Origin of the sequence: Cellulomonas timonensis, from assembly GCF_900046455.1 — a bacterium.
Lineage (GTDB): Bacteria > Actinomycetota > Actinomycetes > Actinomycetales > Cellulomonadaceae > Cellulomonas_A > Cellulomonas_A timonensis.
Genome location: NZ_FCOT01000012.1, coordinates 599,854 through 615,537, shown reverse-complemented (window position 1 = coordinate 615,537; position 15,684 = coordinate 599,854). Strand labels below are relative to the sequence as shown.

14 protein-coding genes and 1 tRNA gene are annotated in these 15,684 nt (G+C 73.3%); 12 read left to right on the top strand and 3 right to left on the bottom strand.

What is annotated here, in order from left to right; genetic code table 11:
- Nucleotides 1–141 precede the first annotated feature (141 nt).
- The 7 genes from BN3788_RS11260 (at nucleotide 142) to BN3788_RS11230 (ending at nucleotide 6,674) form a co-directional block, all read left to right on the top strand.
- Complete coding sequence (locus BN3788_RS11260) at nucleotides 142–1,164, top strand: LacI family DNA-binding transcriptional regulator (RefSeq protein WP_066585875.1); 1,023 nt, start codon at nucleotides 142–144, stop codon at nucleotides 1,162–1,164.
- Nucleotides 1,165–1,324: 160 nt separating this feature from the next.
- Nucleotides 1,325–2,356 carry a nucleoside hydrolase gene (locus BN3788_RS11255; RefSeq protein WP_066585872.1) on the top strand — a complete coding sequence of 344 codons (1,032 nt, stop codon included), beginning with the start codon at nucleotides 1,325–1,327 and terminating at the stop codon, nucleotides 2,354–2,356.
- A 154-nt stretch (nucleotides 2,357–2,510) separates the two neighbouring features.
- Entirely contained in the window at nucleotides 2,511–3,392 is an 882-nt protein-coding gene (locus tag BN3788_RS11250; RefSeq protein ID WP_066585870.1) for a histidine kinase, read from the top strand.
- Between the two features lie 4 nt (nucleotides 3,393–3,396).
- Nucleotides 3,397–4,173 (top strand): energy-coupling factor transporter transmembrane component T family protein, encoded by a 777-nt coding sequence (locus BN3788_RS11245; protein ID WP_066585868.1) that lies wholly within the window; start codon nucleotides 3,397–3,399, stop codon nucleotides 4,171–4,173.
- The gene (locus tag BN3788_RS11240) at nucleotides 4,173–5,012 is read left to right on the top strand and encodes an energy-coupling factor ABC transporter ATP-binding protein (protein WP_066585866.1); all 840 of its coding nucleotides are present in this window, start codon (nucleotides 4,173–4,175) and stop codon (nucleotides 5,010–5,012) included. Before BN3788_RS11245 ends, BN3788_RS11240 begins: the two co-directional genes overlap by 1 nt.
- A gap of 1 nt (nucleotide 5,013) precedes the next feature.
- A complete protein-coding gene (locus BN3788_RS11235) occupies nucleotides 5,014–5,826 on the top strand; it encodes an energy-coupling factor ABC transporter ATP-binding protein (RefSeq protein WP_066585865.1) in 813 nt (270 codons plus the stop codon).
- Complete coding sequence (locus BN3788_RS11230; RefSeq protein ID WP_066585863.1) at nucleotides 5,823–6,674, top strand: DMT family transporter; 852 nt, start codon at nucleotides 5,823–5,825, stop codon at nucleotides 6,672–6,674. The genes BN3788_RS11235 and BN3788_RS11230 overlap by 4 nt, the downstream gene beginning before the upstream one ends.
- 45 nt (nucleotides 6,675–6,719) lie before the next feature.
- Here BN3788_RS11230 and BN3788_RS11225 read toward each other — a convergent pair whose 3' ends face one another.
- The gene (locus BN3788_RS11225) at nucleotides 6,720–7,868 is read right to left on the bottom strand and encodes a glycerol dehydrogenase (protein ID WP_066585860.1); all 1,149 of its coding nucleotides are present in this window, start codon (nucleotides 7,866–7,868) and stop codon (nucleotides 6,720–6,722) included.
- A gap of 139 nt (nucleotides 7,869–8,007) precedes the next feature.
- On the opposite strand from BN3788_RS11225, the gene BN3788_RS11220 reads away from it, so the two are divergent.
- Nucleotides 8,008–9,012 carry a Gfo/Idh/MocA family protein gene (locus tag BN3788_RS11220; protein ID WP_066585857.1) on the top strand — a complete coding sequence of 335 codons (1,005 nt, stop codon included), beginning with the start codon at nucleotides 8,008–8,010 and terminating at the stop codon, nucleotides 9,010–9,012.
- Here the strand turns inward: BN3788_RS11220 and BN3788_RS11215 are convergent.
- Entirely contained in the window at nucleotides 8,993–10,780 is a 1,788-nt protein-coding gene (locus BN3788_RS11215) for a SpoIIE family protein phosphatase (RefSeq protein ID WP_066585854.1), read from the bottom strand. The two genes, BN3788_RS11220 and BN3788_RS11215, sit on opposite strands and share 20 nt — an antisense overlap.
- Nucleotides 10,781–10,837: 57 nt before the next feature.
- Between BN3788_RS11215 and tmk the strand changes: the two genes are divergently transcribed.
- From tmk to BN3788_RS11195, 4 genes are all read left to right on the top strand, one after another.
- The gene (tmk, locus tag BN3788_RS11210; RefSeq protein WP_234346610.1) at nucleotides 10,838–11,485 is read left to right on the top strand and encodes a dTMP kinase; all 648 of its coding nucleotides are present in this window, start codon (nucleotides 10,838–10,840) and stop codon (nucleotides 11,483–11,485) included.
- Nucleotides 11,482–12,654 carry a DNA polymerase III subunit delta' gene (locus tag BN3788_RS11205; RefSeq protein WP_234346608.1) on the top strand — a complete coding sequence of 391 codons (1,173 nt, stop codon included), beginning with the start codon at nucleotides 11,482–11,484 and terminating at the stop codon, nucleotides 12,652–12,654. The genes tmk and BN3788_RS11205 overlap by 4 nt, the downstream gene beginning before the upstream one ends.
- A gap of 92 nt (nucleotides 12,655–12,746) precedes the next feature.
- The gene (locus BN3788_RS11200) at nucleotides 12,747–14,348 is read left to right on the top strand and encodes an alpha/beta hydrolase (protein WP_315969760.1); all 1,602 of its coding nucleotides are present in this window, start codon (nucleotides 12,747–12,749) and stop codon (nucleotides 14,346–14,348) included.
- Between the two features lie 127 nt (nucleotides 14,349–14,475).
- A tRNA-Thr gene (locus BN3788_RS11195) sits at nucleotides 14,476–14,551 on the top strand.
- 59 nt (nucleotides 14,552–14,610) lie between these two features.
- On the opposite strand, the gene BN3788_RS11190 is transcribed toward BN3788_RS11195, so the two are convergent.
- Nucleotides 14,611–15,678: a hypothetical protein gene (locus BN3788_RS11190; RefSeq protein WP_199824766.1), complete on the bottom strand. Its 1,068-nt coding sequence runs from the start codon at nucleotides 15,676–15,678 to the stop codon at nucleotides 14,611–14,613.
- Between the last annotated feature and the right edge of the window lie 6 nt (nucleotides 15,679–15,684).

Below are 15,684 nucleotides of genomic sequence, written 5' to 3'. Positions count from 1 at the left end.
TCTACGCGCATAGACAACTCGTGCGGAGCACCGTCCTGGTGCGGCACGCGGTCCGGGTCAACGGCGACTGGGGCAAGCAGACATGAGTGGTGCTCAGGTGATCGGCGCGGGCGGCGCCTCCACGCTGCCTGGTGACGCGCCGTGAACCGGGGCGAGTCGAGCGGGCGCGTCACGCGCGCCGACGTGGCGGCCGCGGCGGGCACCTCGGTGGCCGTGGTGAGCTACGTGGTCAACAACGGCCCCCGGCCCGTCTCGGCGGCCACCAGGGCCCGCGTGCTCGACGCCATCGAGCTCACCGGGTACCGGCCCGACGTCGTCGCCCGGGCGTTGGCGGGCGGCTTCACGCACACCTTCGGGCTGCTCGTCCCCGACGTGTCCAACCGGTTCTTCGCCGAGCTCGCGCACCAGGTCGAGGAGCACGTCTACGCCTCGGGCCACCTGATCCTCCTCGCCGACAGCGCCGACGACCCCGTGCGCGAGCGCGAGCTCATGAACGCCCTGATGGAGCGCCGCGTCGACGGGATCATGCTCGCGAGCGTCGACGCCGACCCGGACCTCAGCGGCGCCATCGCGGGCGGCACCCCCGTGGTGCTGCTCGACCGCATCGCGCCCAGCGCGCTGACCTCCTCCGTGGTGCCCGACAACATGGGCGGCGCCCGTGCGGCCACCGAGCACCTGATCGGGCACGGCCATCGCCGGATCGGCTTCATCGCCGGGCCGTCCGGGCTCCCGACGTCGCAGGACCGGACCGCCGGCTGGGCCGGCGCGCTCGCCGCGGCGGGCCTCGAGCGCGGGCCGCTCGTCGAGGCGCCCTTCTCCCGCTCGGGCGGCCTCGAGGCCGGACGCCGGCTGCTGAGGGGCGCCGACCGGCCCGACGCGGTGTTCGCGTCCAACGACCAGCAGGCCGTGGGCCTCCTGCGCGCCGCCCACGACCTGGGCATCCGCGTCCCGGAGGACCTCGGCGTCATCACGTTCGACGGGTCGCAGGACGCCGCGTTCGCGATCCCGTCCCTGTCGAGTGTGGTGCAGCCCCTCGCCGAGATCGCCGAGCACGCCGTGCGGCTGCTGCTGGCCAGGCCGCACGTCACCGCGCGCGTCACCACCGGGCACACGCTGGCCCTGCGCGCGTCCTGCGGCTGCCCGGACGGGCCCACCTCGCCCTGATGGGTGTGCAGCCCGCCTGCGCCCCGACCCCGAGATCCCGACCATCGAGGGCCCCGGCCCTCACCGATCCGGCACGTCCCCGCTGACCTGGACCGCCCACAGGCGGAGCGAGGGTCCCGAACGCTCCGGCCCCACCGTTCGCATCGTTGGAGGCACCCCCATGACCCAGAAGCTGATCCTCGACGTCGACACCGGCATCGACGACTCGCTCGCGCTGCTGTACCTGCTCGCCAGCCCCGAGGCCGAGATCCTCGCGATCACCTGCACCGCGGGGAACGTGCCCGCCCGCCAGGTGGCGATCAACAACCTCGCCTGGCTCGAGCTGTGCGGCGCCCCGGAGATCGAGGTGGCGCTCGGCTCCGAAGTGCCCGTGATCGCGCCGCTCATGACCACCGAGGAGACGCACGGCGACCAGGGCATCGGCTGGGCCACACTGCCCGCGCCGACGCGCGCCCTCTCCGAGCGGCATGCCACGCAGGTGTGGATCGAGCATGTGCGGGCCCACCCCGGCGAGGTGATCGGGCTGGTCACCGGGCCGCTGACGAACCTGGCCCTGGCGCTGCGCATCGAGCCCGAGCTGCCCCGGCTGCTGCAGCGGCTCGTGGTGATGGGCGGGGCGTTCAACCACGAGGGCAACACGACGCCCACCACCGAGTGGAACATCGCCGTGGACCCCGACGCCGCCGCGATCGTGTTCCAGGCGTTCTCCGGTTTGCCCGAGGAGCGCCGCCCGCTGGTGTGCGCGCTGGACCTCACCGAGCAGATCGAGATGAAGCCCGAGCACATCCAGCGGATCGCGGAGCTGGCCGGGTCCACACCCGCCGAGGTGATCTCCCCGGACGACCCCGAGGGGACGCGCTCGCAGGCGTCCAACCCGGTGGTGCGGCACCTGTCCGACGCGGTGCGGTTCTACATGGAGTTCCACCGCGAGCAGGGGCAGGGCTTCCTGGCGCATATGCACGACCCATTCGCGGCCGCGCTGGCGCTGCACCCCGAGATGGCCCGCACCCGGGCCGCCACCGTGGACGTGGAGCTCTCCGGCACGCTCACGCGGGGCACCACCGTCGCGGACTGGCGCGGCATGTGGGGCAGGGAGCACAACGCGGCCATCGCGTGGGAAACCGACCCCGCCGCCTTCTTCGACCACCTCGTCGAGCGCGTGGGCGCCTTCGCCCGCGCGTTCACCCCCTGATCGCCCGGGGCCGTCTGTCAGACCCCCTGCTCACGGGCGGCCCCGGGCCCGCACCAACGCATCAACGCACCACGCACCACGCACCACGCACCACGCACGCCAGCACCACGCACGCATCGGCATCTTCGCCACCAGCGGATACAAGGAGGTATTCATGACTGGCCAGATCGACACCGCAACGCAGCGTGACACCCGCAACCTCGTCTTGGTGGGGGTGGGGGCCGTCGTCATCGCGGCGACCTACCTCTACCTGATCCTGTTCCAGCCCACCGACATCGCGGACGGGCTCGGGCAGTCGTCGTTCATCGCGATCGCCGGTTACCTGATCGGCGCGCTGCTCATCGTCGTCGGCACGATCCACCGGCTGCCCACCACGACCATCACCCTGGTGCCCGTGGCCATCGCGGTGAACATCGTCATCGGGCAGCTCACCACGGTGCTGGGCCTGCCGCTGTACCTCGACTCGATCGGCACGATCCTGGTCGCGGTGCTCGCCGGACCGGCCGCGGGCGCCGCCACGGGCGCGCTGACCAACGTGATCTGGGGCATGACCATCAGCCCGGTGGCGCTGCCGTTCGCCGTGACGTCGGTGGTGATCGGCGTGCTCGCCGGGTACGCGGCGCGCACGGGCGTGTTCCGCAAGTTCTTCTTGGCCCCGCTCGCGGGCCTGGCCACCGGGGTCGTGGCGGCGCTCGTCTCGGCGCCGATCGCCGCGTTCGTGTTCGGCGGCGCCACCGCGGCGGGCACCGGCGCCCTCGTGGGTGCGTTCCGCGCGATGGGCAACTCACTGCTCGCGTCGACCACGATGCAGGGACTGCTGTCCGACCCGATCGACAAGGCCGTGACGTTCACGGTGGTGGCGGCGATCCTGGCGGCGCTGCCGACGCGGTTCCGCCAGCGGTTCCCGTTCGTGCGCCGGTTCCGGGTGTTCTCGGCCGCGACGCCCGTCGCGGTCCCGGCCGCGTCCGCCCCGCCCATCGACGGCGCCGCGCCCACCGACACCGCCGCGTCGACGACCACCCCGCAGCAGGGCTGAGCCGATGGCGACGACGTTCTACCAGGACCGTGGCTCACCCCTGCACCGGCTCAACCCGGTGACCAAGCTCGTCGGGGTGCTCATGCTCATCGTGATCGTGTTCGCCCTGCCGATCTGGTGGGTGTCCGCCGCGGTCCTGGTGGGCGTCGTCGTCCCGGCCGCGGCGGTCTCCCGGTGCGGCCGGACGCTCGGGGGGATCAGCGTGAAGCTGCTGCTGCCGCTGCTCACCGCGCTCGTGCTGGTGCAGGGGCTCTTCTTTCCGGAGGGCACCACGGTGCTCGCCGAGCTGGGCCCGGCGCGGGTCACCGCCGAGGGCCTGATGTTCGCGCTCGGCATCGCGCTGCGCATCGTGGTGCTGGTCACGGCATTCCTGCTGCTGCTGCTCACGACCCATCCGGGGGACCTGATGTCCGCGCTGAGCCAGCACGGCATGCCGCCCAAGATCAGCTACGTCATCAGCTCGACGCTGCAGATCGTGCCGGCGTTCCGGGACCGGGCCGATGCGATCCTGCTCGCGCAGCGGGCCCGTGGCCTACGCACCGACGGCAACGTGCTGCGCCGGGCCAAGGTGCTGCTGCCGCTGGTCACCCCGCTCATCCTCGGGCTGTTCACGGATGTCGAGGAGCGGTCCACGGCGATGGAGGCGCGCGCGTTCGGCGCCACCCGCAAGCGCACCGCCCTCACGGTCGTGGCCGACACGCCAGGCCAGCGGGCCGCCCGCTGGGCGATGGCCGCCGTCGGCGCCGTGGCCGTCGTCTTCCCCTTCGTCGGAGGTCTGTGATGATCGCGCTCGACCACGTCACCTACGCCTACCCGGATGCGGCCGTCACCGTGCTCACCGACCTGTCGCTGCACGTCCCGCGGGGCACGCTCTGCGGCGTGGTGGGCGCCTCGGGGGCGGGCAAGTCGACGCTCGCCAAGGTGCTGTCCGGCTTCGTGCCGCATGCCGAGGGCGGGGAGCTGGCCGGCAGCGTGCAGGTGGGCGGCATCGACGTGCCGCAGACCCCGCTGGCCGAGGCCATCGAGAAGGTCGGCCTGGTCACCCAGAACCCCTTCAACCAGATCTCCGGCGCGAAGTTCACGGTGCGGGAGGAGATCGCGTTCGGGTTGGAGAACCTCGGCATCGAGCGGGCCGAGATGATCATGCGCATCGAGGAGGTGGGGGAGCTGCTGCGCATCTCGCACCTCATGGACCGATCGCCGTATGCGCTCTCCGGCGGGCAGATGCAGCTCGTGGCCATCGCCTCGATGCTCGTGATGCGCCCGGCGGTGCTGGTCATGGACGAGCCGACGTCGCAGCTCGACCCCGGCGGCACCCGGATGGTGTTCGACGTGGTCTCCGAGCTCACCCGCGACGGCACCACTGTGGTGCTGCTGGAGCACAAGCTCGAGCAGCTCCGCGACCACGCGGACCAGGTTGTGGTGCTGGCCGGCGGCCGCGTCGCGTTGCAGGGCGAGCCGCGCGAGGTGCTCAGCGACGAGCGCCTCACCCAGTGGGGCACGGGCTCCACGCGCTACACGCAGGCGGCGCGGGCGGCACGGGACCGGGGCCTCGACGTGCCCGGCCCCACGCCGGTGTCCTTCGACGACGCGCTGCGCACCTTCGGACGGGGAGCCTGACATGGACGTGTACTTCGAGGACGTGCACCACACGTACCCGTCGGGCGTGCACGCGGTGCGGGGGGTGACCCTGCATGTGCCGGCCGGGCAGCGCCTGGCCATCGTCGGCCAGAACGGCGCCGGGAAGACCACGCTGGTGCGGCATCTGAACGGCATCTTCCGGCCCAGTCGGGGGACAGTGCGGGTGGGCGACTGGACGACGTCCGACAAGGACATCGCCGACCTCGCCGCCCGCGTCGGCTACGTGTTCCAGAACCCCGACGAGCAGCTCTTCGCGCGCAAGGTCATCGACGACGTGACCTTCGGGCCGCGGAACCTCGGCTTCGACGCCGAGCGGTCCGCGCAGGCCGTGCGCGAGGCACTATCGGCCACCGGCCTCACCGAGCATGCCCAGGACCACCCGTACCACCTGGCCCTCTCCGAGCGGAAGCGGGTGGCCCTCGCCTCCGTGCTCGCGATGCAGACGCAGGTGGTGGTGCTCGACGAGCCGACCACCGGGCAGGACGAGCGCGGCGTGCAGATGATCGCGCGCATCGTCGGCGACCTCGCCGCCCAGGGCCGCACCGTCGTGGCCATCACCCATGACATGGACTTCTGCGCCGAGAACTTCGACCGCGTGGTGGTCATGGCCGACGGCCAGGTGCGTGCCGACGACGTGCCGGAGAGGGCGTTCCGCCAGGCCGAGGCGCTGGCTGACGCGCAGGTCGAGCCGCCGCAGCTGCTGCGCCTGGCCGACGAGCTCGGCTGGGACTCCTCGCCGCTGACGGTCCCGGCGTTCGTCGACGGCCTCGCGGCGCGTCGGGCGGTCCGTTGATCTGGCTCGCCGTGGTCGCGGCCGCGCTGCTCGGCACCTCCGACTATCTGGGCGGGGCGCTGTCCCGCAAGGTTCCGCTGCTCCTGGTGCTGCTCGGCTCGCAGGTGGTGACGACTGTGGCGCTGGTGCCGAATCTGCTGCGCGGCGACGTCACCGCGGGCGGCAGCGCGGCCTGGGCCTGGGGCGTCGCCGCCGGGGTCGCCACAGCGGTGGCCGTCGCGTCGCTGTTCCGGGCGCTCGCGATCGGCACGATGGGGGTCGTCGCCCCCATCACCGCGCTCAGCGCGCTCGTGCCTGTCGCCGCCGGATGGATGGACGGGGAGCGGCTCGGCGCCGTGGTGGTCGGCGCGCTGTTGATCGCGCTGGTCGGCACGGTGCTGGCCAGCGGGCCCGAGGTGCGGGGAGCGAGCGGACACGGCGTGCGGCCCATCGCGCTCGCGGTGCTCGCGGCCTGCGCGTTCGGGCTGGCCAACCTGTCGGTGGCGCGCGGCAGCGCCACGAGCGTGCCGGCCACCCTGTTCGTCGGCGCCGTGGTGACGCTGGGCCTCTACGCGGCGGCCGCGATGGTCGTCTGGCGCCGGCTCGCCGCACGGCCCTGGGCGCAGGTGGATCGCTCCTCGCTGGTGGGCATCGTCGCGATCGGCGTGATCGGGCTGCTCGCGAACGTCTGCTTCGCGCTGGCCTCCCGCTCCGGAGCGCTGTCGCTCGTCGCCGTGCTCGCGTCGCTGTACCCGGTGGTCACCGTGCTGCTCGGCTGGCGGCTGCTGCGCGAACGGCTGCAACCGGTGCAGGTGGCCGGGGTGGTGGCAGTGCTGGCCGGGGTGGCGGTGGTCGCCGCGGCGTCCTGACGGCGCTCGGCGACTGCCCGCCTGCCCCGGCCAGCCGGGCTCCGCTCAGTGCGCCCGGTACGGCACCGGCTCGGGCAGGCCCGCCGCGGCCCGGACCTCACGGGACAGGGTCTCGATGGCGCGCAGCGCGTCCACGAGCTCGGGCACGGTGATGGCGAACGGCATCGCGTGGATCGTCTCGCCCTCGGCGAGCGCCAGCTCCGCGACGCGGGTCAGGTCGTCCACGTCGTCGGGTGACAGGCCGATCTCCGTCAGGGTGTTCGGCAGCCCGACGCGCGTCGTGAACACCACGAAGTCGCTGATCTCGGCGGTGGGCGCGCCCTCGAGCACGAGCTGGGTGACGGACCCGATGTTCACCTTCTGCCCGTGCATCAGGCCGTGGGTCTGCGGCGCCGCCGTGAGGCCGTTGTGGATGGCGTGCGCGGCGGCCAGCCCGCCGGACTCGAAGCCCACACCCGACAACAGCGTGTTCGCCTCCACGACCCGCTCGACGGCAGGGGTCACCAGGTGGTTCCGCACGGCCCAGACGGCGGGCAGCGCGGACTCCCACAGCACGTCCCAGCTCAGCTTGGCCAGGGCGGTGCCCGTCGTGGTGGGCTGCCCGCCGGCCATCGTCGTCGACCGCGCCTCCGCTACCGCGCGGGCCTCGATCCAGGTGGCGAGCGCGTCGCCGACCCCGGCCACCAGGAACCGGGCGGGCGCGTTCGCCACGAGCTGGGTGTCGACCAGCACCAGGTCCGGGTTGTGCGAGAAGAACCGGTACTCCTCGAAGGCGCCGTCCTCGGTGTAGATCACGGACAGCGCCGAGCAGGGGGCGTCGGTGGACGCGACGGTCGGCACGCTGACCCACCGGATGTCCGTGAGGTCGCCCGCTGCCTTGACCGCGTCGATGGTGCTGCCGCCGCCGACGCCGATCACGACGTCCGAGCCCGTGGAGCGGATCTGCTCGGCGATGCGGTCCACCGCCGCGGCCGTCGCGAACACGCCGAACCCCTCACGCCGCACCGGTAGTCCTGCGGCCTCGAGGGAACTGCGGACCTGGTCCTCGACGAGCCCCCACACCACGTCGTCGGCGATGATCAGCGGGGCCCTGCCGATGGGCGCCACCTGGGCGCCCAGCGAGGCCAGGGCGCCGCGGCCCTGGGTGTACCGAGCCGGGCTGATGAAGGTGCGAACGGGTGACTGCGCGGGCATGGGTCCTCCCCGGGATGTGGCATGACGCCGCCGACGGGTGCGCGGCGGCGTCGCGGGGCGACGGGGCCGGCTGACCGGCGACACCTCCACGGTAGGCGCCAACCGCCCGCGGCGCAGCGGGGGCGCTAGGTTGGTCGGCATGTCACGCACCGAGGACCCGCGCACCGCACCTCCGATCCGCTGGGGCATCCTGGGGGCTGGCGGAATCGCCGGAGTCTTCGCCGACGCGGTCAACGCGCACACCCGTGCGCAGCTCGTCGCCGTCGGCTCCCGCAACCGGGACCGCGCCGAGAGGTTCGCCACCGCGCACGGCATCCCGACGACGCACGTCGGCTACCGCGACCTCGTCGAGGACCCGCAGGTGGACGTCGTGTACATCGCGACCCCGCACTCCGAGCACCTGGAGAACGCGCTGCTGGCCATCGCCGCCGGCAAGCACGTGCTCATCGAGAAGGCGTTCACCCGCAACCCCGCCGAGGCCGAGCAGGTCTTCGCGGCCGCGCGCGAGGCGGGGGTCTTCGTGATGGAGGCGATGTGGACGCGGTTCCTGCCGCACGTCGCCGCGCTGCACCAGGTGGTCGACGCCGGAGAGATCGGCGACATCGTCAACATCACCGCCGACCACGGCCAGTTCTTCGCGTTCAACCCGGTCAGCCGGCTGTTCGACCCGGCGCTCGCCGGCGGCGCGCTGCTCGACCTCGGGGTGTACCCGGTGTCCTTCGCGCACGACTTCCTGGGCGCCCCCGAGTCGGTGCACGCCGTCGGCGCGCTCACCGAGACCGGTGTCGACGGCCAGGTGTCGATGGCGCTCACGTACCCGGGCGGCGCGCAGGCGACGCTGACCACCACGCTGTGGGCCAAGACGCCGACCACTGCCACGATCTCCGGCACCGAGGGCTTCATCGAGGTCGCGGGGTCGTTCTACACGCCCACGTCGTTCCGGGTGATCCGCCGTGACGGCCGGGTGTGGACGTTCGACCTGCCCGCCACCAAGGGCCTGCAGTACGAGGCGGCTGAGGTGTCCCGTCGGATCGCCGCCGGCGACGTCGAGAGCCCCCTGCTCACCTGGGACGACACCCTCGCGGTGATGCGGACCCTCGACGACGTGCGCGCGCAGGTCGGGGTCACGTACCCGGGGGAGTGACCTCCGCGTCACCGGGGCACTGGCGGATCTGCACCGCCAGCACCGCGGTGTCGTCCGAGGGCTGACCGCCCACCAACTCGTCGGTCAGCGCGCGGACCAGCTTGTCCGGCGGCAGGTGGCTAAGCCTGCCGGCGGTCGCGGTGAGTGTGTCCAGGCTCTCCTGCAGGGGACGCCCGCGCCGCTCCACCAGGCCGTCGGTGTGCAGCAGCAGGGTGTCACCCGCCTGGAGCCGGTGCTCATGGTCGCGCCGTGCGCGCTGCGGGTTGATACCCAACAGCAGGTCGTTGGCGCCAGTGCCGCCCAGTGCCCAGGCGCCCGCCCCGGGGCGCACCACCACCGGCGGTGGGTGGCCTGCGCTGGACCAGTGCAGCCGGTAGCCCCCGTCGACCCTGTCGATGCGGCCGGCCAACGCGGTCGCGACGGTGCCCAGGCCCAGCCCCTTGATGGCATGGTCGAGCCGCGCGAGCCACGTCGAGGGCAGGTCTGGGCGGTCCCACGCGAAGGCCCGCAACGTCGACCGCAGTTGGCCCATGCGCGCCGCGGCGTCCATGTCATGGCCGGTGACGTCGCCCACCATCACGGCCACCGATCCGCCGGGCAGCACCACCGCGTCGTACCAGTCGCCGCCCACCCGGTCCGCGCGGCCTGCGGGCAGGTAGTGCGCGGCCATCGCCAGGTGATCGGGCTGCGGCAGCGCGGTGAGCATCGCGTCCTGCAGTGTGCGCGCGACGTCGCGGCGCTCCTCGAGGAGCTGGGCCCGCTCCAGGGCCTGCGCGGTGTAGGCCGCCAGCGCGGTCTTGATGGTGCGGTTGTCGTCGTCGAAGGCGCGCTTCTGCTGCCAGCCGATGCCCAGCACCCCGATCAGGCGATGCTGGGACACCAGGGGGAGGAACGCGCGGGCCTCGCCCATGAACTCCATCTGCCCCACCACGGGGAAGTCCGCGACCAGCGTGGCCCGGTCCTCGTAGAACAGTGGCTTGCGGGTGCGTGCGACATGCGCGATGGGGCGGTCGTCGGTGATCCGCGTCCGGCGCCACCGCTCGATGTCGTCGCCGGTGAAAGCCTCCATCGAGACGTACGACAGGCTCCTCCCGTCACGCTCCAGCGCCGCCAGCCCTGTGAAGGACGTGCCCAGCCCCGTCGCGGCGACCCGCGCGGCCGTCCGGGCCACGTCCCGGACGGTCAGGGCGTCCTGGAACGCGTCGCTCAGCAGGAGCAGCAGCCCGCTCTGCCGGTACGAGCGGGTGGCCTGCTGCTGGGCGCGGCGCGCGCGCTCCCGCTCGCCGCGCAGCCGCAGCTCGGAGCTGCACGCCTCGGCCAGGTCGAGCAGCACCGCGCGGTCGTCCTCGGACCACTCGCGCGGCACCACGTCCAGCGCGCACAACGTGCCCACCACCTGGTCGCGCGCGTCGACGATCGGGAACCCGGCGTAGGCCACGAATCCCAGCTCGCGGACGGCGCCGCTCTCGCTCAGGCGTGCGTCGAGCCGGGCGTCCTGGGTGATCAGCGGCGCCGCGTCCGCCACCACGTGCTGGCACAGGGAGAGCGCCAGCGGGAGCATCCGGGTGGCGTCCAGGTCCGGGGGCAGGCCCACGGCGCCGGGGATGACCTGGCCCTCCTGGGAGATCAGCGAGGCGAGCACCACAGGGGTGTCGAGCTGGCGCTGGGCCAGGCGGCAGAAGCGTTCGAATGCCTCATCGGCCTCAGCGGGCAGCGAGGCGGAGACCGGCAGCGCACGGCTGTCCTCGGCGCGCGGCGTGGTGGTCACGGGACAGTGTGGCAGGTGGGGGAAGCCACGTCAGCCATCGCGGCTACCCTGACGGGCGTGACCTCCACCTCGCCCGCCATCCCGACGGCCCCCGGGGTGTTCGTCTCCTTCGAGGGTGGGGACGGCGCCGGCAAGTCCACGCAGTCCCGCCTGCTCGGCGAGTGGGTGGAGTCCTGCGGCCGCGAGGTCGTCCTGACCCGCGAGCCCGGCGGCACCGCACTGGGCCACCTGCTGCGCGACGCGGTGCTGCACGGCGACCACGTCGACGCCCGCACCGAGGCCCTGCTGTACGCCGCCGACCGCGCGCACCACGTGCACTCCCTGGTCCGCCCGGCGCTTGAGCGGGGGGCCGTGGTCATCACCGACCGCTACCTCGACTCCTCGGTCGCCTACCAGGGCAGTGGGCGCGACCTGGGCGCCCAGGAGGTCGAGGACCTCTCGCTGTGGGCCACGCACGGCCTGATGCCCGCGCTGACCGTGCTGCTCGACCTGGACCCGGTGCTGGGCCGCTCGCGCCTCACCGGCGACCCCGATCGGCTCGAGCGCGCGGGCGACGAGTTCCACCGCCGCACCCGGCAGGCCTTCCTGGACCGCGCGGCCGCCGAGCCGGCGCGCTGGCTCGTGCTCGACGCGACCCGCCCCGTCGACGAGATTGCCGCCCAGGTGCGGGATCGGATGGCAGCGCTGCTGGAGCGCGCCTCGTGACGGGCTGGGAGACGGCGACCCCGATCGCGGCGGGCGCCACGGTCTGGGACGACGTGGTCGGGCAGGAGCCCGCGATCGACGTGCTGCGGGGCGCCGCCGAGGACCCTTCCCAGATGACGCACGCCTGGCTGATCACGGGCCCGCCCGGATCGGGCCGGTCCAACGCCGCGCGCGCCTTCGCCGCAGCCCTGCAGGACCCGAGCGGCGACGTCAGGTCCCACGCATGCGCCACAGTGCTGGCCGGCACGCACCCCGACGTGACAGTCGTCGCCACCGAGGGCGTGCAGATCCGCGCGGAGACGGCACGCCCCCTCGTCGAGCTCGCCCAGCGGTCCCCGTCGCAGGGGCGCTGGCGCGTGATCATCATCGAGGACGCCGACCGGCTCAACGAGACGAGCGGCAACGTGCTGCTCAAGGCCATCGAGGAGCCGCCGCCGCGCACTGTGTGGCTGCTGTGCGCTCCCAGCCCTCAGGACGTGCTGGTCACCATCCGCTCACGCAGCCGCTCCGTGCCGCTGCGGGTGCCGCCCGTTGACGCCGTCGCCGAGCTGCTGGTCCGCCGCGACGGGATCGACCCGGCCGTGGCGGCCGTGGTGGCCCGCGCCGCGCAGAGCCACGTCGGAGTGGCCCGGCGCCTCGCCCGCGACCCCGAGGCGCGGGCGCGCCGGGCCAAGGTGCTGTCCATCCCGCCGCGCGTGCGGGGCGTCGGCGACGCCGTGCTAGCCGCCGGGGAGCTCGTGGAGACCGCGCAGGCCGACGCGAAGGCCGCCACCGAGGACCGTGACGCCGCCGAGCGCGCCGCGCTGCTGCGCTCCATGGGCGCCGAGGGCGCCGCGACGATCCCCCCGGCGCTGCGGGCCCAGATCCGCCTGCTCGAAGAGGAGCAGAAGCGCCGGGCCACCCGCGCCCAACGGGACGTGCTCGACCGCGCGATGATCGACCTGCTCTCGCTGTACCGCGACGTCCTCGTGGTGCAGCTCCACGCAGGGGTCGAGCTGGTCAACCTCGAGCAGCAGGACGACGTGCGGGCGCTCGCCGCCAGCAGCACCCCCGAGCAGACGCTGCGGCGCATGGACGCCATCGGCGAGGCGCGCACCCGGCTGGCGGGGAATGTCGCGCCGCTCCTGGCAGTGGAGGCCATGACCATCGCGTTGCGCCCGCAGGGCTGACACGCGCAGGGCTGACACGCGCAGGGCTGACGCCTCCATCCGCATCCGTGGACCGGCATGGCGGGGTGGTCGATCCCGCTTAGGGTGGTGCCGTGCCTCTCACTCGCCGTGACCTGCGCCGCGCCATGCCCACCAGCCCCCAGGTCCCCGACCAGGGCCGCGCCCGCTCCCACCGCCCGCACCGCGTGTGGAGCGCCGTCGCCATGGCTGCCGTCGGCGCGCTCGCGCTCGCCGGGTGCACCAGCCCCAAGCACCAGTCAGAACGTGACGAGCGCCCCTCGATCACTCACGACGTGCCCACCGAGCTGGCCCGGTTCTACGAGCAGCAGGTCGAGTGGACGGCATGCGACGGCCTTGAGTGCGCCACCGTCGAGGTGCCCCTCGACTGGGACGACCCCGAGGGCGACGTCATCGAGCTCGCCGTGAACCGGTCGACCGCCACCGGCTCCGACGTGCTCGGCTCGCTGCTGATCAATCCCGGCGGCCCCGGCGGCTCCGGGGTGGACGCCCTCACGACAGTCGTGCTGGACCGTGCCGGCAAGGACGTCATCGAGAGCTACGACATCGTCGGCTTCGACCCGCGCGGCGTCTCCCGTTCCCAGCCGATCACCTGCGTGGACGGCGCGCAGATGGACGAGATCGTCTCCGCCGACCCGGACTACAGCACCGAGGCCGGAGTCGAGGCCGCCGAGCAGGTCTTCGGCGCCGTCGGCCAGGCGTGCCTGGAGAACACCGGCGCCCTGCTGGAGCACGTCGACACCGTCAGCGCCGCCCGCGACATGGACGTGCTGCGCGCCGTGCTCGGCGACGAGAAGCTCACCTACCTCGGGTACTCCTACGGCACCCAGCTCGGCGCGACCTACGCCGCGCTGTACCCCGAGAAGGTCGGCCGCCTGGTGCTCGACGGCGCCCTCGACCCCACCCTCACCGCGGACGAGCTCGCCAAGGGCCAGGCCATCGGGTTCGAGTCTGCGCTGCGCGCCTACGTCGAGGACTGCCAGTCCGGCGCCGACTGCCCGCTGACCGGCTCCGTGGATGACGGCATGGCCCAGGTGAAGAAGATCCTCGACCGGGCCCGTCGCAGCCCGCTCCCCACCGACGACCCCGACCGCCAGCTCACCGGAAGCCTCGCCTTCTCCGGCATGGCCGTGAGCCTCTACGCCCCCGACTGGTGGCCCGCCCTCACCCAGGGCCTGCGTGGAGCCCTCCGCAACGACGGCTCCATGCTGCTGACCCTCTCGGATGCCTACTACGAGCGCGAGTCCGACGGGACGTACGCGTCGAACTCCACCGAGGCGTTCTGGGCCATCAACTGCGCCGACGACCGCTCCCCATCCGACCTGGGGACCATGCAGGCCTCCGCCGAGGACATCCAGGCCGCGGCGCCCACCATCGGCTACTACTTCTCCTACGGCGGCGTCGTCTGCGCGCAGTGGCCGGTGCCCGAGGCGGGCGGCCTCGACTCCTACGCCGCCGAGGGCGCGGCGCCGATCCTCGTCATCGGCACCACCAACGACCCCGCCACCCCCTACGCGTGGGCTGAGTCGCTCTCCGAGCTGCTGTCCTCCGGCGTGCTGCTCACCTACGAGGGGGAGGGGCACACCGCCTACGGCCGCTCCAACGAGTGCGTGGACGACGCGGTGGACACCTACCTGCTCACCGGCGAGGCGCCCGCCGACGGGACCCGCTGCTGACCATCGGGCCGCAGCCCTGGGGCGCGCCGTTGCGGCCCTGACCAGGGGCCGTGTCGGCCGCTTTGGAGACTGGCCCCTCCGTTAGGTACAGTGGGCGCGCTCGCCGTGCTCCTCGGAGAACGACGATGCCGCCTTAGCTCAGTCGGTAGAGCGTCTCACTCGTAATGAGAAGGTCAACAGTTCGATTCTGTTAGGCGGCTCCAGCAAGACAGCAGGTCAGAGGCCCCTTCGGGGGCCTCTTTCCGTTGCTGGCCACGGGCCGTCAGGCCGGCGCGGGCTCCGGCGCCAGCTCGGTGGCCACGGGAGCCTGGGCGCCGGCCGTGCGGCGCTTGCCCAGGACGCACAGCCCGACCCCGGCGACGACCCACACCAGGAGCACCACTAGGGCGCTGCCGGCGCCGCGCCCGTCGAAGTACGCCGCCGAGCGCACGAGCGTGCCGGTCGAGCCGGGCGGAAGGAGCTGGCCGAAGAGCCCCAGCCCGCTGGGCAGCCAGGCCGCGGAGGCGCCGATGCCGGCGAGCGGGTTGCCGAGGAACATCATCGAGGCCGCCAGCGCGGTGAACCCCTTGCCGCCGAGCGTGGACTGCAGCCCGATCAGCGGCACTGAGATGGCTGCGATGCCCAGGGCGAGCGCCGCCGCGGGCAGCAGGATCGAGCCGTCGAAGCTGCCGAACCAGAATCGCAGCACGGCGGTCACCACGACGCCGCCCACCACGGCGAACGATCCGGCGCTCGCGAGCTGCAGGCGCAGGCTGTGCGGGAACACCCGCATCGCCACGACGGCGGGGACGATGCCGCCGAAGACCAGGGGGAAGGCCAGCCCGCCGATGCCGATGCCGGTGGGGTCCTCGGTCGTGAACGTCACGAGGTCCTCGATGGCGACGGGCATCCCGATGCCGGCCCCGGCGGCCGTGACGCTCCCGGTGAGCTCCCCGGCGATGGGGGCGCTGCCGGCGCTGGCGGTCAGCAGCCGTGCGGAGCCGTTCTCGACCACCACGCCGCCCACCACCGCCCGGTCGAGGATCGCGGTGCGCAGCGCTGCCTCGTCGTCGTAGGCCGCGGTGTCGAAGGCTCCCGGGGACACGACGTCGAGCTGGTCGCCCAGCACCTGAACGGCGTGGGCGTCGCCGACCGTGCCGATCGGCAGGTCGCGCGCGCCGCTCTTGAGCGAGGGCAGGATGAACAGGACGAGCAGCACCACCACGATCGCCGTCAGGGCGAGCAGCGAGGCGGCGAACTTCGGCAGATGCCCGTCCGCGCGTGGCGTCGGGCGAGCGGGGACGGCTTCCGCCTGGTTCGTGGTCGATCTCGGCGTGGCGGTGTCAGGCATGTGTGT